Source organism: Microbulbifer yueqingensis, assembly GCF_900100355.1.
In the GTDB taxonomy this organism is placed as follows: Bacteria; Pseudomonadota; Gammaproteobacteria; order Pseudomonadales; family Cellvibrionaceae; genus Microbulbifer; species Microbulbifer yueqingensis.
Genome location: NZ_FNFH01000002.1, coordinates 677,548 through 700,221, shown reverse-complemented (window position 1 = coordinate 700,221; position 22,674 = coordinate 677,548). Strand labels below are relative to the sequence as shown.

The 22,674-nt window shown below is 62.0% G+C and carries 16 protein-coding genes; 12 read left to right on the top strand and 4 right to left on the bottom strand.

Translation table 11 applies throughout. The features are described 5' to 3' along the window. Positions 1 to 31: 31 nt before the first annotated feature. From BLT26_RS06820 to BLT26_RS06800, 5 genes are all read left to right on the top strand, one after another. Positions 32 to 655 carry a YqiA/YcfP family alpha/beta fold hydrolase gene (locus tag BLT26_RS06820; RefSeq protein ID WP_091510647.1) on the top strand — a complete coding sequence of 208 codons (624 nt, stop codon included), beginning with the start codon at positions 32 to 34 and terminating at the stop codon, positions 653 to 655. A 56-nt stretch (positions 656 to 711) separates the two neighbouring features. After that, on the top strand, positions 712 to 2,601 hold the full coding sequence (parE, locus tag BLT26_RS06815; protein WP_091510645.1) for a DNA topoisomerase IV subunit B: 1,890 nt from the start codon (positions 712 to 714) through the stop codon (positions 2,599 to 2,601). A gap of 210 nt (positions 2,602 to 2,811) precedes the next feature. Further along, on the top strand, positions 2,812 to 3,582 hold the full coding sequence (locus BLT26_RS06810; RefSeq protein ID WP_091510637.1) for a tetratricopeptide repeat protein: 771 nt from the start codon (positions 2,812 to 2,814) through the stop codon (positions 3,580 to 3,582). A 175-nt stretch (positions 3,583 to 3,757) separates the two neighbouring features. Beyond that, on the top strand, positions 3,758 to 4,549 hold the full coding sequence (locus tag BLT26_RS06805) for a tetratricopeptide repeat protein (RefSeq protein WP_091510633.1): 792 nt from the start codon (positions 3,758 to 3,760) through the stop codon (positions 4,547 to 4,549). A 268-nt stretch (positions 4,550 to 4,817) separates the two neighbouring features. Next, positions 4,818 to 5,303, top strand: coding sequence for a hypothetical protein (locus tag BLT26_RS06800; protein WP_091510628.1), 486 nt, complete (start codon positions 4,818 to 4,820; stop codon positions 5,301 to 5,303). Between the two features lie 215 nt (positions 5,304 to 5,518). Here BLT26_RS06800 and BLT26_RS06795 read toward each other — a convergent pair whose 3' ends face one another. Beyond that, complete coding sequence (locus BLT26_RS06795; RefSeq protein WP_091510625.1) at positions 5,519 to 6,115, bottom strand: GNAT family N-acetyltransferase; 597 nt, start codon at positions 6,113 to 6,115, stop codon at positions 5,519 to 5,521. A 515-nt stretch (positions 6,116 to 6,630) separates the two neighbouring features. Between BLT26_RS06795 and BLT26_RS06790 the strand changes: the two genes are divergently transcribed. Next, positions 6,631 to 7,950: a DEAD/DEAH box helicase gene (locus tag BLT26_RS06790; RefSeq protein WP_091510622.1), complete on the top strand. Its 1,320-nt coding sequence runs from the start codon at positions 6,631 to 6,633 to the stop codon at positions 7,948 to 7,950. A gap of 70 nt (positions 7,951 to 8,020) precedes the next feature. Here the strand turns inward: BLT26_RS06790 and BLT26_RS06785 are convergent, their stop codons facing one another. The 3 genes from BLT26_RS06785 to BLT26_RS06775 form a co-directional block, all read right to left on the bottom strand. Then, entirely contained in the window at positions 8,021 to 9,376 is a 1,356-nt protein-coding gene (locus tag BLT26_RS06785) for an aspartate kinase (protein WP_091510618.1), read from the bottom strand. 9 nt (positions 9,377 to 9,385) lie between these two features. Beyond that, positions 9,386 to 10,654: a diaminobutyrate--2-oxoglutarate transaminase gene (gene ectB, locus BLT26_RS06780; RefSeq protein WP_091510614.1), complete on the bottom strand. Its 1,269-nt coding sequence runs from the start codon at positions 10,652 to 10,654 to the stop codon at positions 9,386 to 9,388. 260 nt (positions 10,655 to 10,914) lie between these two features. After that, the gene (locus tag BLT26_RS06775; protein WP_091510611.1) at positions 10,915 to 12,213 is read right to left on the bottom strand and encodes an amidohydrolase; all 1,299 of its coding nucleotides are present in this window, start codon (positions 12,211 to 12,213) and stop codon (positions 10,915 to 10,917) included. A gap of 462 nt (positions 12,214 to 12,675) precedes the next feature. On the opposite strand from BLT26_RS06775, the gene BLT26_RS06770 reads away from it, so the two are divergent. The 6 genes from BLT26_RS06770 (at position 12,676) to BLT26_RS06745 (ending at position 22,664) form a co-directional block, all read left to right on the top strand. After that, positions 12,676 to 13,779 (top strand): ABC transporter ATP-binding protein, encoded by a 1,104-nt coding sequence (locus BLT26_RS06770; RefSeq protein WP_091510608.1) that lies wholly within the window; start codon positions 12,676 to 12,678, stop codon positions 13,777 to 13,779. After that, positions 13,776 to 16,043, top strand: coding sequence for an extracellular solute-binding protein (locus BLT26_RS16550; protein ID WP_217631388.1), 2,268 nt, complete (start codon positions 13,776 to 13,778; stop codon positions 16,041 to 16,043). Before BLT26_RS06770 ends, BLT26_RS16550 begins: the two co-directional genes overlap by 4 nt. Positions 16,044 to 16,102: 59 nt before the next feature. Next, a complete protein-coding gene (locus tag BLT26_RS06760) occupies positions 16,103 to 16,978 on the top strand; it encodes a sugar ABC transporter permease (protein ID WP_245720622.1) in 876 nt (291 codons plus the stop codon). 172 nt (positions 16,979 to 17,150) lie between these two features. Continuing rightward, positions 17,151 to 18,113, top strand: a complete 963-nt coding sequence (gene glk / locus BLT26_RS06755) for a glucokinase (RefSeq protein ID WP_091510601.1) — start codon at positions 17,151 to 17,153, stop codon at positions 18,111 to 18,113. Positions 18,114 to 18,289: 176 nt separating this feature from the next. Next, positions 18,290 to 21,064 (top strand): TonB-dependent receptor, encoded by a 2,775-nt coding sequence (locus BLT26_RS06750; protein WP_091510597.1) that lies wholly within the window; start codon positions 18,290 to 18,292, stop codon positions 21,062 to 21,064. 106 nt (positions 21,065 to 21,170) lie between these two features. Continuing rightward, positions 21,171 to 22,664, top strand: a complete 1,494-nt coding sequence (locus tag BLT26_RS06745) for a tryptophan halogenase family protein (RefSeq protein ID WP_091510593.1) — start codon at positions 21,171 to 21,173, stop codon at positions 22,662 to 22,664. The last annotated feature ends 10 nt before the right edge of the window (positions 22,665 to 22,674 follow it).

Genomic DNA, 22,674 nt, shown 5'->3' with positions numbered 1-22,674 from the left:
CTTCGCGGCGGGGGCGCTATAATCCCTGCCCATGTCCGAACTTTCATCATCCCGTTCGCCACGATTGTTGCTCTACCTGCACGGTTTCCTGTCTTCGCCGCAGTCACACAAGTGCCGGCTGCTGGAGGATTGGCTGGCCTGCGAACGGCCCGACGTAGACTTCTGCGCTCCATTGATCTCTCCGCATCCCGCGAGTGCGACGGCTGCGCTCGAGCAGGTAGTGGAAGAATACCGTGGAGACATCGGGCTCGTGGGCAGTTCCATGGGCGGCTTCTATGCCTCCCTGCTGGCCGAGCGTCACGGCCTTTCCGCGGTAGTAGTAAATCCCGCGGTGCATCCCGCCCGTTTTATGCCCGCCTACGTGGGGCAGCCGCTATTGCCCTACAGCGGCGAAAGCCGGGAGTATCGCCTTACTGCCGCCGACGTTGATAACATGCGCAGCCTGGAGAGGGAGTTGCAGCTGCCGCTGCGGGGGCGCTACTGGCTGCTGGCCCAGCGCGGCGACGAGACGCTGGACTGCCGGGAGGCAGAGGCCTTTTACGCCGGGCAACGCCAGACCATCGAGGATGGCGGCGACCACGGCTTCCAGGGCTTTGAGCGCTATTGCGAAGCCATTGTGGACTTCCTGTTCGGCCGCAAGGCCGAAAATACATGATCGATTTCGTTTCCATTTGATGTAGGAGCCTGTTCGCAGGCGGGAAAATAAGAATTATGGCCAACTATTCCGCTGAAGATATCGAGGTACTCACGGGGCTCGACCCGGTGCGCAAGCGCCCGGGCATGTACACCGATACCACGCGCCCCAATCACCTGGCCCAGGAGGTGATCGACAACAGCGTCGACGAGGCCCTGGCCGGGCATGCGAAGAAGATCGAGGTAGTCCTCCACAAGGGCAATTCCCTGTCCGTGAGCGATGACGGTCGCGGCATGCCGGTGGACATCCACCCGGAACAGGGCCGCCCCGGGGTGGAGGTGATCCTGTCGACGCTACACGCCGGCGGTAAGTTCTCCAACAAGAACTACCAGTTCTCCGGTGGCCTGCACGGTGTGGGTGTATCCGTTGTGAACGCACTGTCGAAGGTACTGGAGATAACCATCCAGCGCGACGGCCAGGTCTACCGGATGGGTTTCCAGAACGGCAACAAGGCGTCCGACCTGGAAGTGATTGGCACCTGCGGCAAACGCACAACCGGCACCAGCCTGCGCTTTATGCCGGATCCGCAGTATTTCGATTCGGCGAAGTTCTCGGTGCCGCGCCTGCGCCACCTGCTGCGGGCCAAGGCGGTACTCTGCCCCGGCCTGACCGTGGTGTTCATCAATGAGCAGGACGGCGAGTCCGACGAGTGGTATTACGAGGACGGGCTGAAGGACTACCTGGCGGCTGCCAACCAGGGCTGGGAGGTCCTGCCCGGTGAGCCCTTCGTGGGCAGCTTCAGCGCCTCCACCGAGGCGGCCGACTGGGCCGTGCAGTGGCTGCCGGAGGGCGGTGAGGTTACCGCCGAATCCTACGTGAACCTGATCCCCACCGCCCAGGGCGGAACCCACGTCAACGGCCTGCGCTCCGGCCTGCTGGAGGCCATGCGCGAGTACTGCGAGATCCGCAACCTGATGCCGCGCGGCGTCAAGCTGGGGCCGGAGGATATCTGGGCCCAGTGTTCCTACGTGCTCTCTGCCAAGCTGGCAGACCCGCAGTTCTCCGGCCAGACCAAGGAGCGCCTGTCCTCCCGCGAGGCCACCGCGTTCGTCTCCGGGGTGGCCAAGGACGCCTTCAGCCTGTGGCTGAACCAGCATACCGAGGAGGGCGACCGGCTGGCGGAGCTGTGCATCGGCAACGCCCAGAAGCGATTGCGCTCCGCCAAGAAGGTGGCGCGCAAGAAGGTCACCCAGGGGCCGGCACTGCCGGGCAAGCTGGCGGACTGTGCCAGCGGCGACACCAGCCGCTCGGAGCTGTTCCTGGTGGAGGGCGACTCTGCCGGCGGCTCCGCCAAGCAGGCCCGCGACCGCGACTTCCAGGCCATCATGCCGCTGCGCGGCAAGATCCTGAATACCTGGGAGGTGGACTCCGGGGAGATCTTCTCCAACCAGGAAGTGCACGATATCGCCGTGGCCCTGGGGGTGGACCCGGCAAGCGACAACCTCGAGGGGCTGCGCTACAACAAGATCTGTATCCTGGCGGACGCCGACTCCGATGGCCTGCATATTGCCACATTGCTCTGCGCCCTGTTCCTGCGCCACTTCCGCCCCCTGGTCAAGCACGGCCATGTGTTTGTCGCCATGCCGCCGCTCTACCGTATCGATATCGGCAAGGATACCTATTACGCGCTGGACGAGGCCGAGAAGCAGGGCATTCTCGACCGCATCAGTGCGGAGAAGAAAAAGGGCAAGATCCAGGTAACCCGCTTCAAGGGGCTGGGGGAAATGAACCCGCTGCAGCTGCGCGAAACAACCATGGACCCCGATACCCGCCGTCTGGTGCAGCTCTATGTTGACGACGGCGATGACAGCAACCAGGTAATGGATATGCTGCTGGCCAAGAAGCGTGCGGGGGACCGTAAGCAGTGGCTGGAGAGCAAGGGTAACCTCGCCGAGGTGGTCAGCTGACATATTTTCCGTGAACTAAAAAGCCCCGCCATGCGGGGCTTTTTTTATTCTGGAACTGTCCGCCGTCCTCCCCCCCCCCTTATCCGGAAACAGCCAGCGCGGGTGGAGGTTTTCAATAAATACCTATAGGCTGGCTCCGGTTAGAGAAAAATAACCCCCCGCTGTCGGGGATAGGGCCAAAGTTTTTTTTGCCATGTTAGGGATAACCGCATGAAGATTATATTCGCCATTCTCGGGCTGCTTGCCGCCGCACACGCTTCCGCCGATACCTGCCGCCAACAGGTGGACCAGGTCCTTAAGGGAAATTTCTCGCTCGCGAAGAAAGCCTCCAGTATCGCCGCTATGGAAAATACCTGTAACGGAAATGAATACCACCTGCTGGTCCTCGGGCAGCTGCATGCAAGGGCCGGCGAATACGGCGAAGCGATCGCCATGGTCGAGGGTGCAGGTAAAGTCGTCGAATTTCCGGAAGAATATGCGATTCTCGCGGCCAGCTCGCACGGCAAGCTGGGCCGGTTCGACAAGGCCGAGACGATCATGCAGCGCTACCTGCGGGCCCACCCCGATAGTCCTCGTGCGCACCTGCTTCTCGGCGAAATGCAGCTGCAGCAAAAGAAGTTCGACCCGGCTGTTCGGAGCTTTATAGCATCCATAAAGCTAAAGCCCACACCCGAGGCTTACATCAGTACCGCGAGGGCGCTCTATATAGTCGACAACTGTGGTGAGGCCATTGTGGCAATCGAGCAGGCTGCCTCATTGGACAAGGCCACCTACGGCAATATTGATGCAATGGTGGTCGCTTCGCGGTGCTACGCCAGCCAGGGCAAGTTTGTGGTCGCACGGAACCTGCTCGGGGTGCTGGCGGAGAACAATCCTCGCGCCGAGCAGGACCAGCAGTTCCACCAGGCGATCGCAATGCTCGAGCGGGATATCCGCGCAGCAGAGGCTGGCGGTATCGACAGCAGTGTGCCGCAAGACTGACGGCGCGTCGGGTACCTTGCCTCTCGTGAATGGATGAAATCCCGCGCCGCCGGAGGGGGCCTACAGCTGTTAACTATGTCCTCCGCGGCTAGCTGGCAGTAACCATTAAAGTAACGCCAGTAAAGAAATATCGAAAACAAGAAATCAAAATCTGTAAGTGCGATAGGAATGGATTATGAAGCACATTTTATTTGCCCTGGGATTCCTCTTTATGGCGGAGTGCGGCGCTGCAGAACTCTGCCGGGTAAAGGTCGAGGAGGGCTTAGCTTCCGGTCAGTCTTATACTGCCAAGCTGGACTCGCTGCTGGACATGGAGGAGAAATGTGGCGGTGATCATTATTATGACCTGGTGAAGGCCCGACTTCTTGCTACAAACAAGCGCTTCGATGAAGCACTTGCCGTGGTATCGGCTAAGCCAGACTTTGGTATATACGAGGAGCATTTTGTAATACTGCAGGCAAGGGTATACGCCGCGCGGGGCAGCACGCGCGAGGCTATGCGGGTGCTAAAGGGCTTCCTGCGGAATCACAGCCAGAGTGCGGCGGTACAACTTGTGCTGGGGAAACTGTTAAGCTCGGAGCAACGGTTTGATGAGGCGTTGGAACACTTCATAGCCTCTGCAAAAATCGAACCCATGGCTGAGGCCTATCAGGCAGCTGCCGTTGCATTCTATGCCCTTGGCAACTGTGATCAGGCTGTTTCATCCGTCGACCAGGCAGCCGCCTTGGATGAAAAAACCTTCCATGACTTGGGCTCCATGCTGGTGATGTCCCGGTGCTATGCAATGCAGGGAAAATTTGTTGTGGCCACTAATGCATTGAAAATGCTCTTGCACAACAACCCCGCAGCAGAGGAAAACTCAGACTTCCAGGAAGCCCTGTCTGATCTCAGGAAGAGAATTCACAAGGCAAAAGAGTCTGGAGATGCAGCTACCGACGCTCACCTGGTGACGCTGAAGGGCATCTAGCGAATACTCCGATTGCCTGGCGCGCCTCTGTAGGGCAGCGGCTATGAAGAAGCTAATTGAAATGATTCCAGGAAATGGTTATGACGGCAGTCAATTGTCAAGTGACCGGGATCCGTGCTTCAGCCGTGCCTGAAAATACATTTACCGGCAGAAGGCGGGTAGATGGGGGCAGCATTTGGTTCCGGTAGCTAGACCCGGCACCACTAGGTGATAGCACTGTATCCACAAAGCAGTTTCACCGGATAGGTAGGTGAAAGGAGATTAAACCGTGATTCGCTATTCCCTTTTTTTATGCCTGATATGTATGTCTTGCATGTCCACGGCGAGTGAGAGCTGGGATGTCGATTTCTCTGCTGTTTCCGAGTCTGGCACAAAGCTTGAGTTACTCAGGGAGGTCGAGCAGGACTTTTTCCCGGTGTTCGAAGTCGTTTATGGCGGGGATGTGGTCAGGCGTTTCGATGGCTCACTGGTGGAGGTTGAGTCTTTTCATGACGCGGGAACGGGCTTGAGGTACTTGATACTGCAAGAGGCTTCAGGTGGCTCTGGATGCCCTGCCACCTATACGTTATTTGATTTTTCTTTAACCCCCTATTTCATGTCGGATTCAATAGGTAATTGTAGTGACCAACCTAAGATTTCTTTATCAGGGTCGGGGGTTGTGATTGAGTTTCCGGCTGCTGGCCTGGCCTCTGCTGTTCAATATTTTTACTCGAATGGGGAGGTGTCAGAAAAAGCCGTTACCCCTCAAAAGTGAGGCAGCCGAAGTGGGCGGCGGCGTCCGGCGTCGGGATTGATAATAGTGCGCCGTCGAAAAAAGCTTTTTGAACTTCCATGAAAATTAATATCGTTGTGCGACGCCGCCGGTGCGTGGGCTGGTCAAGCCCCTCCGCGAACCGGGTAGCTTGGTCTGGGGGCGTTTCCCTTCCGTGACGAGCGGGGTGGGAAGCGCCCTTATAGTTTATCGCTGGGTCAGTGCCTGGCCTGTCCGCGCCCCACACCGGTTGCCGCCTCTCTGCTCACCAGGTAATCAGGGTGCAGGTACTTGGTGTAGGTCAGCAGCGTGTAGTCGTGTGGGTCCGCGTGGGCCTGGAAGCCCATGGCCCGGGCGAGTCGCTCGCCGTGATGGTTTTCCGCCGACTCGACGGAGTAGATTTCGTCGAGTCCGTGGCCCTGGGCGATCTCCGTGAGGCTTTGCAGCAGCAGGCGGCCAAGGCCAACGTGCTGCCAGTCGTCGGCGACCACGACCGCACACTCACAGGCATGGCCACTGGCATCGCAGGCGTAGTGTGCCACCCCTACGGCACGGGGATCTGTGTCGGGATCAGCGATCGCAATCAGCGCCTCGTGCAGGTTGTGGTCGTTATCGGTCAACAGTGCCAGCAGCTTCTCGCTGACCTTGTGGTTGCCGCCCAGAAAGCGGTCGCGGCGCAGCTCCGGGGACAGGCCCTCGAACAGTTGTTTCTCCAGCTCGCCGTCCTCCTTGCACACCGCGCGTATCTGCACCTCGCGGCCATCGTGCAGGGCGACGTTTTCCGGCTGGAAGTTTTCACAGTAATAGCTGGACATTTTCTTCCCCCTCCCGAGTAAGCTTGGGCTCCCTGGCAGGTGTTCAAACTCGACCCTTGGATTCCAGGTGTATTTAAAAGCCGGCCATTTCCGGCTGTTGAAGAAACACTATGGTGGACGGCGGGCAGTGCAAAGCATAAAGGGGAGCAGGGGATGCTGTTGAAAGCGTTCCCGTGCATATCGTTGGACGGTGACACACCCGTGGCCGGGGCGCCGCGCGACTCGGGAAAAGAAAACTTCCCGGTCGGGTCCTTTATGTTATAGTGCCCGCGCTGGCATCAGGCCAGCTGCGTCATCTGTAGGCCGCCTTACCACGCGCGGCATCCTCCCTGGAATGCTTTTTCCAAAGTCTCCCCTGGAACTCCCTACTGAATGCCGCACCGAACCGGTTAATGAATATCCGGTCACATGACGGCAGAGCGAATCGAATAAGTTCGTGATCTCTGGTTTTCTTGGTTTTCCCGCCAAAGGGCGGGGATCTGTTCAGTTGCGTGAAGCGCAACCTGAGGACTTTTATGTTGTTTGAAGATCTGGGCCTGGCACAGGAACTGGCCCGCGCGGTAGCCGAGCAGGGCTACGAAAAACCCACACCGATCCAGGAGCAGGCGATCCCTGCGGTAATGCGCGGTGGCGACATCATGGCCGCGGCGCAGACCGGCACCGGCAAGACCGCCGGCTTTACCCTGCCGCTGCTGCACCGCCTGATGGGCGGCGACAGGGCAAAAGACAAGCAGGTGCGCGCCCTGGTGCTGACTCCCACGCGCGAACTGGCGGCGCAGGTATTCGACAATGTGCAGCTGTACGGCAAGTACCTGCCCCTGAAGCACGCCTGCGTGTTCGGCGGCGTGAAGATCAACCCTCAGATCTCGCGGCTGCGCGGCGGCGTGGACATCCTGGTGGCGACACCGGGACGCCTGCTGGACCTGCACGGCCAGGGTGCCATCCGCTTCGACCGACTGGAGGCGCTGGTGCTGGACGAGGCCGACCGCATGCTGGACATGGGCTTTATCCACGATATCAAGCGTGTGCTGAAGCTGCTGCCGGCGAAGCGCCAGAACCTGCTGTTCTCGGCCACCTTCTCGCCGGAGATCCGCCAGCTGGCCAAGGGCCTGGTGCACGACCCGGTGGAGATCGATGTAAGCCCGCGCAACAGCACCACGGAGAGCGTGCAGCAGAAGCTGCACCCGGTGGACAAGACGCGCAAGCAGAAACTGCTCAGCCACCTGATCCACGAGAATGGCTGGCACCAGGCGCTGGTATTCAGCCGCACCAAGCACGGCGCCAACCGGCTGGTGAAACAGCTTGAGGGCGACGATATCCGCGCGGCGGCCATTCACGGCAACAAGAGCCAGAATGCGCGTACCAAGGCACTGGCGGACTTCAAGAACGGCAAGGTGCAGGTGCTGGTAGCCACCGATATCGCCGCCCGCGGTATCGATATCGACCAGCTGCCGCAGGTGGTCAATTTCGACCTGCCCAATGTACCCGAGGACTATGTGCACCGTATCGGCCGTACCGGCCGCGCCGGTGCCCGCGGGCAGGCGGTGTCGCTGGTGAGCGCCGACGAGATCAAGCAGCTGCGGGATATCGAGCGGCTGATCAAGAAACCGATTCCGCGCGAGGAGATCGAGGGGTTCGAGCCGGACCACAGCCTGCCGACCTCCGCGCCCAAGGGCGGTAGCCCGCGCGGCAACTCCGGCGCCCCCGCTCGCGGTCGCCGCGACGGTGGCCGCGGAGCCGGTGACAACCGGGGTGAGCGCCGCCACAACGATGGCAATCGTGACGGCCAGGCACCACGGCGCCGGCGCCGGCCGTCGCGCTCGCGCACGGCGTAACAGCCAGCCAATCAAAAAAGGGCGCGGTCTATCACCGCGCCCTTTTTGGTTTCGGGTCGGCTAATTTCTGCTAGCCGATCAGCGCCCGGTACAGGATCTTCAGGGCATCGTCGGCCACTGTCTGTTGTACGCCGATATGAAAGCAGATCTGCGAGGGGCTCTGGTCGATCATCTCGATCGGGATATGCGCCTTGCCCAGCGCGCTCAGTGCATCGACGATGGGGTAGGAATTACCCTGCAGGCCCAGTCCCACGGCAGTGAGGATTGACAGGTTGTAGACCACATCCATGAAATCCGGTTTCAGTTGCTGCTCGATACGTCGGCGCAGGTCATTGATGGCGCCGGTCAGGTCGTCCTGGTTTACCAGTACCGCGATGTCGTCCTTGTCGGTGGGGAAGTGGTAGGTCTGGATACCGAATTCGCGCAGTATGCCCAGCAGGTCGGCGGTGAAGCCGATTTCCTCTCCCAGCATATCCTTCTCGAGATAGATATAGGCGACGCTGTCCAGGCGGGCCACGCCTACCACCCCCTCCTCGGGGACCCGCTCGAACAGGATCACTGTTCCCCCTTCCTCGGGCGCATTGGTATTGCGGATGTGGATGGGAATCTTGCGTTCCTTGCACGGCAGCATGGCATTCAGGTGAAAGACGTTGAAACCCTTGCTGGATAGCAGGCGAATCTCCTTGAAGGTGAGACGGGGGATGGCGCGTGCCTCGGGTACCAGGCGCGGGTCCGCTTCGAAAACCCCGCTGACGTCGGTCCAGTTCTCATAACTGGCGGCGTGGACGCCCCGGGCAATCTCACCGCCGGTCAAGTCGGAACCGCCGCGGGAGAAAACCGCCACTTCGCCGCTTTTGGTGACACCGTAAAAACCGGGCACCACGGTAATTTTCTCTCCGCCCAGCTGCTGCATGTTGCCGTAGGCCTCCTGGAGCAGGCTCGCATTGAGGAATTGCTCGCTTACCAGCAGGCCGAAATCCTCTGGCAGCCCAACTTCGGCCTCCATCCCCGACGCCTGGAAATACTCGGCGATGATGCGGGCGTTGTAGTGCTCTCCGCGCGAGGCCAGGAATGCCACACGGCGGTCGCCGCGCAGCTTGCAGTCCAGGTCCTGTTTCAGCGCCTCGATAATGCCCTCCCCGGAGATATCCAGCTGTTGCAGGATTTCCGTGAAGCGCTCGATCACCGCCAGCTTGCTGTCCGCCACCGGGATGCTGAGGCGCTGGTCGCGGAAGTGCATGCCGTCAGTGGCAATATTGAACAGGTGATCGGTAATCTTCTGCTCCGACGACTTGCTGCGGCCGGGTGCGGACACCACGACGATGCGCCGCCTGGAGTCTTCCTCCACGATCCGCCGCACCTTTTGAATCTGCCCGGCATTGGCCACCGAGCTGCCGCCGAACTTGCTGACGATGATATCCGCCATGGGCCAGCCCTACCCGCCGATGGCCTTGTGGCGTTTCTCCACCAGCACGCCCAGCGCATCGTCGATAATGCCGAGTCCCTCCCGCAGCAGCTCTTCCTCAATCAGCAGCGAGGGGAGGAGCTTGAGCACCTGGTCGCGGTCGCCGGCGGTTTCGACCAGCAGGCCGCGCTCGAAACACTCGGCGGAGGCGGCGCCAGCGACACCGCTCTGGGGCAGCTCGATACCCCAGACCATTCCCAGTCCCCGCACGCGGGCATCCAGCTCCGGATACTTGTCAGCAATGCGCTGCAGCTCTTTCTGTATCAGCTCGCCGTTGCGTAGCACTGCCTGGGACAGGTCGTCGCTTTCCCAGTAAGCCAGGGCCTCGGTGGCGGCGACGAACGCCAGGTTATTGCCGCGGAAGGTGCCGGTATGCTCGCCGGGCTGCCACTGATCGAGTTCCGAGCGCATCAGCAGCAGGGCCATGGGCAGGCCGCCGCCGATGGATTTCGACAGGGTTACCATATCGGGAAATATCCCCGCGCGCTCGAAGCTGAAGAAGGTGCCGGTGCGGCCATTGCCCACCTGGATATCGTCGACGATCATCAGGATGTCGAACTCCCGGCAGAGCGATTCCAGTTTTTTGAGCCACTCGACACTGGCGACATTGATACCGCCCTCACCCTGGACGGTTTCCAGGATCACCGCTGCGGGGAGGTCGACGCCGCTGCTGCCGTCCTCGAGGAAGCGGCGCATGTAGTCGATGGTATCCACGTCCGGTCCGAGAAAACCGTCGTACGGCATGAAGGCGGTGTTGCTGCGGGAACCGTAGGTCTCGTCCTTGTAGTCGTAATTGCCGGTGACGGCCAGTGAGCCCAGGGTCAGTCCGTGATAGCCGTTGGTGAAGCTGATGATATTCGAGCGGCGCTTCACCAGGCGCGCCAGCTTCATGGCGGTCTCCACGGCGTTGGTGCCGGTGGGTCCGGTGAACTGTACCTTGTAGTGGAGGTTGCGCGGCGCGAGGATGGTGTCGCGCAGTTTCGTAAGGAAGGCGCGCTTGGTTACCGTGGCCTTGTCCAGCCCGTGCACTATGCCGCCCCGCTGTAGGTGCGCGATCAGCGCATCGGTGATCAGGGGATTGTTGTGCCCATAATTGAGCGTACCGGCGCCGGCAAAGAAGTCGAGGTAGCGCTTGCCCTGCTCATCGAACATCTCCGAGCCGTGGGCGGTGTCGAATATCGTGGGAAAGGAGCGCACATAGCCGCGCACCTCGGATTCCATCTCTTCGAAGATTCGCATAGGGCATGCCCCCTGCTTGTTGACTGGCGATTCCCGCCGGGCGGTACCAGGCCCACACGCACCAGTGTCGGTGGTGCCGCGCGCGGTCGTCGCGCTGCACGCCGGATCGGCTGGCCGGTGCGCCGGGTTGGCGAGGCACGGCGCTGGCGCCAAAAGCCTCGCATCATTGCAGAAGGTTAGTTTCGAAAGCGGCGTACGGCCAGTGCAGGAGGGGAGCCCCGGGGCCCCGCGGCCCCGGGTGGTGTCATGGCAGGGTAAAGTTAGTCGCGACTGTACTTCTGCATGTAGTCGAGAGCCAGCCGGGTCAGGGCCTCGGTGCCGACTTCCAGCGCTGCCTCATCCACATAGAACCGCGGCGAGTGGTTGCTGGGGGCGGCTGCCGGGTCTTTCCCCTCCGGGGTTACGCCCAGGAAGTAGTAGAAGCCGGGCACCTCGTTGGCGAAGAAGGAGAAGTCCTCGGCCCCGGTGATCTTGGGGATCTCCATGACCTTCTGCTCACCGGCCACTTCGCGCAGGACGGGCAGCGCCTCCCGGGTAAGTTCGGGGTTGTTGACCGTGACCGGGTAGCCTTCGTAGATGGTCACCTCCGCCTCGGCGCCACTGGCCCGGGCGATATGGTCGGCGGTAATTTTCAGCCGCTTGAAAATCTGCTGGCGGTTGTCCATGTCGAAGTTGCGGATGGTACCCACCAGCTCCACCTCATCGGGAATGATGTTGTTGCGCACCCCGCCGTCGATCTTGCCGAAGGAGACCACCGCCGGTTCTTTGGTGATATCTATCTGGCGGCTGACAATGGTCTGGGTACCCATCACGATCTGCGCCGCCGCGGTAATAGGGTCGACCCCTCCCCAGGGACGGGAACCGTGGGTCTGGCGGCCCTTCACCATGATGCGGAACTTGTCGGAACTGGCCATCAGCGGGCCCGAGCGATAGCCGATCACGCCCACCGGCAGGTTGGAGGTAACGTGCTGGCCGAAGGCGACCTCCGGCTTGTATTTCCTGAACAGTCCCTCCTCCAGCATCAGCTCTGCGCCGCCTTCCTCGCCCTCGGGGGCACCCTCCTCGGCGGGCTGGAACACGAACAGCACATTGCCCTGGAGTTCATCGCGCATTGCGGCGAGCACCTCGGCGGCACCCATCAGCATGGCCACATGGGTATCGTGGCCGCAGGCGTGCATCACGCCCACTTCCTCACCGTTAAAAGTGGTCTTCACCTTTGAGGCAAACGGCAGGTCCACCTGCTCGGTCACCGGCAGGGCATCCATGTCCGCGCGCAGCGCCACCGTAGGTCCGGGCTTCCCGCCCTTCAGGAGTCCCACCACCCCGGTATGGGCGACGCCGGTCTCCACCTCGATCCCCAGCGATTTCAGGTGGCGAGCCACGTATTTGGCGGTCTCGAACTCGCGGTTGCCCAGTTCCGGGTTCTGGTGGAGGTGGCGGCGCCACTCGATCACCTTGCCCTCGGTTTTGTCCAGCAGCTTGCCTGGCTCGGCGGCGGTGACCGGGATGGCGGCGCCCAGCGACGCGCCGATGGCCAGTGACAGGAACGCTTTTTTCACGGCGGTTTCCCCTTGTTATGTTTGTACGGGCGATGATTCTAACCCGGCGGAGTGGGGGAACCCCATGCCCAATTCAATCAGGGCGGCGGTTGCTCGACAGCTCGCTGGAAGGCAGTGTGCCTACGCGGCTGTCTAAAAATTGACCTTTTGGAGGTGTTCATTTATTGTCCCGGTCTTTGCCGGCACCCCTCTGTCGGCCCGGATCAGCGTGGATTTCGCCACAAGTCCCTTGCCATGCCACCGGTCATGCAGCCGCCCGGAACGGCAGGCCTACGCCCTGTACGGGGTGGATGCCGCGGTGCGGTCGGCGGTAAAGAATAGCCGGCTGCCCCAGGGGCCGTTGCATGGCACTATTTTTGTGCGATTGTTGTGCCCGAAACATAAGAAGACGAAGCCTAGCGTCGATGAATATACCCAGCTCCCAGTTCCCGACCGGCGTCCGCGCCACCGCGAGGTGTTGCCGTGGCCCGTATTGAGTTCAGGCGGGTCGTCAAACAGTATCCCGACAGCCCGCCGACGGTGCCGGGACTCGACCTGTCCGTGCGCGACGGGGAGTTCATGGTGCTGGTGGGCCCGTCCGGCTGCGGCAAGTCCACCACGCTGCGCATGATCGCCGGCCTGGAGTCGGTGACTGCAGGTGAGTTGTGGATTGGCGATCGGCTGGTCAACCGGGTGCCACCGGGTGAGCGCGACGTGGCCATGGTGTTCCAGAACTACGCCCTCTACCCGCACATGACCGTATTCGAGAACATGGCCTTCGGCCTGCGGGTGCGCAGGGAGCCGCAAGCGCAGATCCGCACGAAGGTTGAGCGCGCGGCGGAAACCCTCGGCCTCACCGGGCTGCTCGGGCGCAGGCCCGGCCAGCTGTCCGGCGGGCAGTGCCAGCGGGTGGCCCTGGGCCGCGCGATGGTGCGGGACCCGCAGGTGTTCCTGTTCGATGAGCCCCTCTCCAACCTGGATGCCGAGCTGCGGGTGCAGATGCGCGGCAATATCGGCCGCCTGCACAGGGAGTTTGCCACCACTTCCGTCTACGTGACCCACGACCAGGTTGAGGCCATGACCCTCGGCCAGCGTATCGCCATCCTCAACGGGGGCGAGCTTATGCAGGTGGGCACACCCATGGAGCTATACGGCGACCCGGACAATGTGTTCGTGGCCGGGTTCATGGGCTCGCCGCCGATGAATATCGTTGCGGTGCAAAACCTGGGGCGGGCGCTGAGGAATGCTGTACTGGAGGTGCCCCTGGCAGGCCTCGAGGGCCTGCCCGGCGAACTCCTGCTGGGACTGCGCCCGGAAAAGCTCGAGTACGCCGCGGCTGCACCGGCCCATTGGCCGCGCCTGCGCGCCGCCATCGAGATGGTGGAGACCCTGGGTGCCGAGATGCTGGTGCACCTCGGCGAGGGTGATACGCGCATGGTGGCGCGCCTTCCCGGCCTGCGGCCGCTGGCGGCCGGCGAAACCATCGAGCTCGCCTTTGATCCGCGTGCGGCCTACCTGTTTGATGCTGACAGCCAGCGGCGCATCCGCTTGTCCCAGCCGGTGGAGAGCGCGGAGCCGGCGCTGTGATCGAGACTTCGGCCACCAGGCTACTGGGCCAGGTGTTCCTGCTTTTGCTGGCCCTGGTGGCCCAGCTGGTGTACGCCCAGCCTCGCGAGGAGTTGCTGCTCTGGCACGGTTACCGCGGCGAGGAGCGACGGGCGCTGGAGCAGCTGCTGGAGGACTACAACCGCAACCAGCCGGACGCCCGCGTGAAGGCCCTGGCGGTTCCCTTCGGCAGTTTTGCCGACAAGCTCTCCGCGGCCCTGCCCAGGGGGCAGGGGCCGGACCTGTTTATCTTTGGTCATGACCGCATCGGCGGCTGGGCGCGCGCCGGCAATACGGTTGCACCGGTCGATGACCTGGTGCCCGCGCGGGTTCTCGCACGCTTTCCTCCCAGCCTGGTGGAGGCAATGCGCTTCGAGGGTCGCCTTTACGGCCTGCCGTTCAACTTCAAGAGCACGGCGCTGATCTATAACCGCGCACTGGTGCGGCATGCCCCGGAGACCACCGACGAATTGCTGGCGCTGGCCCGGGCCCGGACCGACCGCCGGCGCGGCCGTTTCGGGCTCGCCTACAGCTATACCGAGCCCTTTTTCCACGGTGCCCTGCTGAACAGTTTCGGCAGTGGCCCTTTCGATGCCGACGGCCGGCTGGCGCTCGACAGTCCCGGCAATGTTCGCTCGCTGGAGCAGCTGGCACGCTGGGTCCGGGAAGAGGGCATCCTGCCCGAGGAGCCCAACAGCACCCTGGTGACCAACCTGTTCAACCAGGGGCGGGCAGCGATGGTCATCAGCGGCCCCTGGTTGCTCGGCGAGATCAGCGAGGGTATCGACTATGCTGTGGCCCCGCTGCCACAGAACAGCGAGAGCGGCAGGCCGCTGGCGCCCTGGGTGGCGGTGGAAGGTCTCTTCCTCTCTCCCTGGAGCGGCAGGCAGCAGGCGGCCCTGGGGCTGATGAACTACCTCACCGGCGAGCGCGCTGCCCTGCACATGGCCATGGCGGGCGGCCAATTGCCGGCCAATCTCAATGCTTACACCCATCCCGAAGTAGCCCGCGATGCGAACACCATGGCCTTCCGGCGCCAGCTGGAGACGGCGGTACCCATCCCCAACCTGCCGCAGATGACACTGTTGTGGAAACCGCTGGAGAAGGCCCTGAACAAAGTGGTGAAGGGTTCCGCCAGTCCCGCGGGTGAGCTGCAGCGGCTGCAGCGGGAGATCCGGCGCGACGTGGCGAACCTGCAGGCGGCGGGGGACAGGGCCGGCAGGCCACGATCCATTCCGGCCTGGGCATGGCTCGGGCTGGCGTTGCTGGCGCTGGCGGCCCTCTCACCGGCCCTGCGCCGGCGCCGGCGGATCGCCGCCGCCTGGCGCGAACACCGCACGGCCTATGTCTACATCCTGCCCGCGATGCTGGGCATGCTGCTGCTGGTGTTTTTCCCCCTGCTGTACGGCTTCCTGCTCTCGTTTACCGACACCACCCTGCTGAATGAGAACACACCGTTCCTCTCGCGCTGGCAGGGACTGGGCAACTACGCCAGTATCCTGGGTGACTGGAATTTCTGGTACGGAGAGGGCGCGGGCCGGAGTATCAATTACGACAACTTCTACTGGACCCTGCTGGTAACCATCTGCTGGACCGCCGGCAACGTGGTGCTGTCAGTGGGGCTGGCGCTGGTGCTGGCACTGGCGCTGGACAAGCCGATACTCGGGCGCACCTGGTTCCGCCTGTTGCTGATCCTGCCCTGGGCGATTCCCAACTACATCACCGCACTGGTGTGGAAGGGCATGTTCCACCCGCAGTTCGGGGTCGTCAACCAGGCGCTGCAGGTGGTCGGGCTGGCGCCGGTGGCCTGGTTCGATTCGGTCGGTGCGAGTTTCATGACCGGCCTGGTGACCAATGTCTGGCTCAGCATCCCCTTCATGATGGTGGTGATCCTGGGCGGGTTGCAGTCGATACCGCGGGATCTCTACGAGGCGGCCCGGGTGGAGGGCGCCGGCCGCTGGTGCCAGTTCCGCGCCATCACCCTGCCGCTGCTGAAGCCGGTGCTGGTGCCGGCAATCATCCTGTCGGTGGTGTGGACCTTCAATATGTTCAATGTCATCTACCTGGTCAGCGACGGCGCCCCGGCGGGTGCCAACGACATCCTGATCACAAAGGCATTCCGTATCGGTTTCGAAAAATACCAGTACGCCTATGCCGCGGCCTACTCCATGGTGATCCTGGCGCTGCTGTTCGCATACGCGATGTGGCAGATGCGGGTGTCGCGGACACTGGAGGCGGCGCGATGACTGGCCGTACGGTCTCAAGTGCTGGCCCAGCGGTACCTCGGTCCCCGCTGGCAGGCCCTGTGCGCCGGGCGGCGGCGGATATTTTCAGCTGGCGCTTCGCCCTGTTGCTGTTTGCCGGTGCGGTGGTGGTCTACCCGCTGCTGTGGGTGGTGAGCCTGGCCTTTTCCGGCCAGCAGTCCCTGCAGCTGGTGCAGCTGCCCGGGGACGCGACTGCCTGGCAGCAGTTGGCGGCGCTCATACCCCTGCCGCAGCAGTGGTCACTGGAGAACTTCCGCGCAGTGCTGACGGAGCAGCCGTTCCTGCGCTGGTTACTGAACAGCCTGGTGGTGTCTCTGGGCACCACCCTGGTGGGGCTGGCCCTGGCCTGCTCAGCGGCCTATGCCTTCTCGCGCTTCAGTTTTCCCGGACGGGACCGGGGACTGGTACTGTTCCTGATTTCGCAGATGTTCCCGGCAGTGCTGATGCTGATCCCGCTCTATGTGATCGTGGTGCAGTGGCTGGGGCTCGGCAACAGCTGGCTGGGGCTGGTCCTGGTCTACGCCATTACCGCGCTGCCTTTCTGCGTGTGGATGCTCAAGGGATATTTCGACACCCTGCCTTACGAGATCGAGGAATCCGCCCTCCTGGAGGGGGCGTCCCGCTTCACCATCTTCTACCGCATAATCCTGCCGCTGGCGCGCCCGGCCATTGCGGTCACCGGGCTCTTCTCATTCATGACCGCGTGGAACGAGTTTATCCTCGCTTCCATCTTCATGGATGACGAGGCGCTCTATACCGTGCCCGTGGGGCTGAGGTTCTTCGTCAGTGACTACGCATCGGAATGGGGCTACTTCGCTGCCGGCGCCATCCTGGTATCACTGCCGGTGATCCTGCTGTTCCTGTCCCTGCAGCGCTTCCTTGTGGCGGGGCTCTCGTCGGGAGCGGTGAAGGGCTAGGACGCCGGTTGCCGGACGCGGGGCGAGAGCCTATTACAATTGCCGGGGGCGTCCGTTGCGGGACCGGAGCCGGACCGACAGCTGCAGGAAAAGTGTACATAACCGCTGGAATTAGCCGGGCGAGCACCTTAACTTACGCGCCCGCTGAATCCGGGAGACAACAGGAAGCAACATGACAAGTATCGTCGCGGATATAGGCGGCACCAATGCCCGCTTTGCCATTGCCACACCCACCGCCTCGGGCTATGCGCTGGAGGCGCTCAGGGTGGTGAACTGTCGCGAGTTCGGCGGCTTCGATGACGCGCTGCAGCACTGGCTGGGGGAACTGGAGCAGCCGGTACCGCGGCGGGCATGCATCGCCTGTGCCGGGCCGGTCGAAAAGAATGACACCGGCGGCAAGGTCTATATGACCAACCTGGGCTGGCATATCGATGCCGCCGGCTTGCGGGTCCGCCACGGTTTGGCCGAGGTGCAGCTGATGAACGATTTTGCCGCCCTGGCACTGTCGCTGCCGCTGCTCGGCGACAAGGACTTCAAGGTGCTGCGGGATGCCCCGCGGGTCGAGGGTGCCACCATGGCCGTCCTGGGGCCGGGTACCGGCCTGGGGGTGGCTGGCCTGATTCGCGCCGATGGGCGCCATCACGTGGTGGCGGGCGAGGGTGGCCATGCCAACCTGCCGGTATCCACCGAGCGCGAGCTGCAGTTACTGGGCATACTGCTGCGCGAGCAGCAGCCGGTATTCAACGAGTGGATCCTGTCCGGCAGCGGGCTGGTCAACCTCTATCGCGCGGTGTGCGAACTGAACGGGCACCGGGCAGAGGCGCTGACCCCGCCGGATGTCAGCGCGCGGGGGCTGGAGGGCACCGATCCTATGTGTCGCGAGACGCTGATCGATTTCCTCAACCTGCTCGGCGCTACCGCCGGCGATGTGGCTGCCTACTTTGCGGCCCGGGGCGGGATCTTCCTGGGCGGGGGCATACTGCCGCGGATTGAGACCCTGCTCCCCGAGAGCGAGTTCGAGCAGCGTTTCCTTGCCAAGGGGCGCCTGCGTGACTGGATGCTGACGGTGCCGGTATACACGTTGAATGCCGGCTTCCAGGCCCTGTTGGGGGCGGCGGCCCAGCTTGACCGCTGAGCCGTAGATGAGATTTTTGTCGAGATAGCCAGACGAGTTACGGTGTAACGGGACGCCCGGTCAGGGCGCGCCGCTGTTTCTCCCCCCTCCTCCCCCCTCGGGGGAGGAGGTCAAGGACGATGGGTATACCTAGGATGCAGGGTACTCACCATAACGATAAGTCCAGGGAGATGATGATGAGTTCAAATAATAAGCGCTTCCGGCCAGCCCTGCTGTCCGCAGCGATAGCAGCGACGGCAACTGCTTCCTTCGGCGCCCTTGCGCAGGAAGAGGGTGCCAAGTCGCTGGAAGAGGTCACCGTTACCGGCTTCCGCAAGAGTGTGATGGATTCCATCGACACCAAACGCGATGCCAAGGCCGTTGTTGAGGCGATTTCTGCCGAGGATATCGGCAAGCTGCCCGACTCCTCCATTGCCGAATCCATCGCCCGCCTGCCGGGCCTGGCGGCCCAGCGCCTGGACGGACGCGCCAGCCGCGTTTCCATCCGCGGTTTCGGTGAAAACGAGAGCGCCACCACCTTCAACGGGCGCGAGCAGGTCTCCATCGGCGACAACCGCGGTGTGGAATTCGACCTCTATCCGTCCGAGATCATGAGCGGCGTCACCGTCTACAAGACCCCCAAGGCCAGCATCGAGGCGGAGGGTATTGCCGGTGTGATCGACATGCAGACCGTCAAGCCGCTGGAGCGGGGCGAGCGCGTCATCAAGGTGAACACCCAGTATGAGATGACCAGCTTCGACAAGCTGAACCCCGATGGCGAGGATGACGGGCACCGCGCGACCTTCTCCTACATCGACCAGTTCGCCGACGACACCATCGGTGTGGCATTTGCCTACAACACCATGAGCTCCCCGAACCAGGAAGAGCGCTGGAATTCCTGGGGTTATCCCGAGTTCACCTACGAGGGCGAGAACTACTCGATCCTCGGGGGCGCCAAGCCGTTCGTGCGCTCCTCTGTGCTCGATCGCGATAGCACCATGCTGGTGGTCGAGGCCCAGCCGAACGACAAGCTCAATATGACCTTCGATGCCCTGTACGTGGACTTCTCCGACGAGAAAATCCTCCGCGGTATCGAGATTCCGTTCGCCTGGGGCCAGGGCTCCATCGATCCCGCCACGGCGACAGTAGACCCGGCCACCGGTTTTGTAACCGGCGCCACCACACAAGGCCAGCGGGTTGTGGTGCGTAACGACCTGGAGACACGTGCCGCGAAGCTGAAGTCATTCGGCTTCAATACCAAGTATGACCTCACTGATTCCCTGCAGATCGAGTTCGACGCCAGCCACTCTGAAGTGGAGCGCGATATCTGGAGCTTTGAGAGCTACGCCGGTACCGGCCGCGGTGACGGCCAGGGCGCAGCCGATGACCTCTCTTACACTTTTGACGGCGGCAATACGGGTGCGAAGTTTGAGCACGGCCTGGACTACAGCGACTGGAACCTGATCCAGATGGGCGGCCCGCTGACCTGGGGCTGGAGCTCTGCGCTGAACGAGCAGTACGGGATTACCGGTACCCCGCTGGAGAATACCGCGCAGGATGGCTTCCTGAACACACCGGAAATCGACGACGAGCTGACCTCGCTGAAGCTGGCCGCCAGCCAGATGGTCGAAGTGGGTATCGTCAACGAGGTCTCCTATGGCATTTCCTATCGCGACCGCGAGAAGACCAAGAAGTCCGAGGGTTACTTCATGACCCTGGCGAACTTCCCCGAAATGCTGGAAGTGCCGGAACAGTACCGCCTCGGTACCGCCTCCCTCGACTTCATCGGCATGGGTGACATGATCGCCTATGACGCGGCGGCTATGCTGAACGACGGCTACTACAACCTGCTGGCTGAGTCGCTGACCAACCTCAGCCACCTGACCAAGTCCTGGTCCGTCGGCGAAGAGGTCACTTCCGCATTTGCGCAGGCGAATTTCGAGACCCAGGTTGCCGGCCTGCCGCTGTCCGGTAACGCCGGTATGCGCTATGTCTATACCGAGCAGAACTCACAGGGCTTCGCCGGTAATACTGTCGACGGCCTGGTAGTGGCAGACCCTACCGATATCAGCCACGACTACAGCCACTTCCTGCCGAGCCTGAACCTGGCGCTGGAACTGGATGACCAGCAGACCCTGCGGTTCGGTGCAGCCAAAACCATCTCCCGGGCACGCCTGGACGAGATGAATGCGTCTGTCGAGGTGAGCTACAGCCAGCAGCCGGATAGCAACGGCAACTACTGGAGTATCAGTGGCGGCAACCCGGAACTGGAGCCGAAAGAGGCCGTCGGGGTCGACCTGTCTTATGAGAACTACTTCAGCGAAGAAGGCTATTTCTCCGTGGCGCTGTTCTGGAAAGACCTGGACCAGTGGACCTTTGACGGCAACTACGAGGTAGACCTCACAGGCGTGGCAGATCCGGCGACAGGCGAGGTTCCGCCGAATTCCACTGCCACCGGTTACGGCAAGGTAAATGGTGGTGGCGGTACACTGCACGGCTATGAGCTGTCCGTGGCCCTGCCGTTCAATATGTTCTCCGAGAGCCTGGATGGTTTCGGGGTGCTGGCCAGCCATACCGGACTGGAATCCGATATCCAGGACCCCAACGGCAACGACTACGAGCTGCCGGGCCTGTCCGAGAGTATCCAGAGCCTGACTGCCTATTACGAAAACTATGGCTTCTCTGCCCGTGCCAGCATGCGCAAGCGTGACGACTTCAAGGGCGAGGTATATGGCGTAGGGTTCGCAACTGAGCAGGTCGATGTCGTGGGTGAAACCATCGTCGATATCCAACTGGGGTACGACTTTGCCGATGCCGGTATCAGTGGCCTGGAGGGTCTGTCCGTGTACCTGCAGGGTCAGAACCTCACCGATGAGCCGTTCACCACCCTGAGTGGCGATAACGCTCTGCAGGTTCGCGACTACCAGAGCTATGGCAGTATCTATTTGCTGGGCTTCAGCTACGAGCTGTAATCCCCGCGGTTAGAGGTTGAGCCAACCAAAGCCCTTGTAATAGGTTTATTGCAAGGGCTTTTTTGTTTGTGAAAGTCAGCACATATCCCCATCTCAGGTGTACATAGTGAGCGACAAGATAATAAAAGATGTGGTGGTACTGGGAGGTGGTACTGCCGGCTGGATGACGGCCGCCCTCCTGGCCAAGGTACTGGGCAAGTCCATCAACATCACCCTGGTGGAATCAGACAAGATCGGCACGGTCGGGGTTGGCGAGGCCACCATTCCCCCTATCCTCAATTTCAACCAGGCGCTCGGGCTGGACGAGCGGGAATTCCTGCAGGCCACCAAAGGTACCATCAAGCTGGGTATCCAGTTCGAGGACTGGTGGCGGAAGGGTGAAAGTTACATGCACGCCTTTGGTTCCATCGGCAAGAACTTTCCTTTCTGTGATTTTCACCATTTCTGGAACAGGAGCCGGAAGCAGGGGAATGATGCCAGCCTGTGGGAATACTCCCTGAACTACCAGGCTGCGCGTCACAACAAGTTCGCCCCGCTGGCGCAGATCCCGGGCACCAGCCTCCCCGGTATTTCCTATGCGTACCATTTCGATGCAGGCCTCTATGCCCGGTTCCTGCGCCGCTATGCGGAGAGCAAAGGCGTAAAACGGATCGAAGGCACGGTGAGTGAGGTGAAGGTCGACCCGCACAGTGGTTTTGTTGACGGCCTGGTCCTGGAAAACGGCCAGCTGGTGGAGAGCGGCCTGTACGTGGATTGTTCCGGTATGGCTGCCCTGCTGATTGAGAAGACCCTTGGCACCGGGTACGAGGACTGGTCCCACTGGCTACCATGTGACCGTGCGATCGCCGTGCCGAGTGCCGCGCTAACACCGCTGGTTCCCTATACCCGCTCCATTGCCCACGAGGCGGGCTGGCAGTGGCGTATCCCGCTGCAACATCGCACGGGCAATGGCATGGTCTATTCGAGCAGGCACTGGAGCGACGAGGAGGCGCAGGGCGCCCTGCTGGAAAACCTGGATGCAGAGCCCCTGGACGAGCCGCGCCTGATCCGTTTCCGCACCGGCCGCCGGCGCAAGCAGTGGAACCGGAACGTGGTCAGTATCGGGCTTTCCAGTGGTTTCCTCGAGCCGCTGGAATCAACCAGTATCCACCTGGTGCAGTCCGCGGCCACGCGCCTGATCAAGTGTTTCCCCCATGCGGGCATCCGTCCGCAGGAGGTGGCGGAATTCAACCGGCAGTCGCGGGTTGAAATGGAGCGTATCCGCGACTTCATTATCCTGCACTACAAGGCCAACCAGCGCCGTGACAGTGACTTCTGGCGCGACTGTGAGCGGATGGATATTCCCGCCAGCCTGGAGGAAAAAATCGAGTTGTTCCGGCACACGGGGAAGGTCTTCCGGGATTACGATGACCTGTTCACCGAAGTCGCCTGGCAACAGGTATTGATTGGCCAGGGTGTCATCCCCGAGGACCACCATACGATTGCGGATTCCCTTACCGGAGAGCAGCTCGCTGACCTGATGTCCAGCCTGAAGACCCTGGTAGACGGCACCGTGAGGAAAATGCCGGAACACGAAAAGTTCCTGCCCCCGGAGGTGTGAAGGGCGGCGG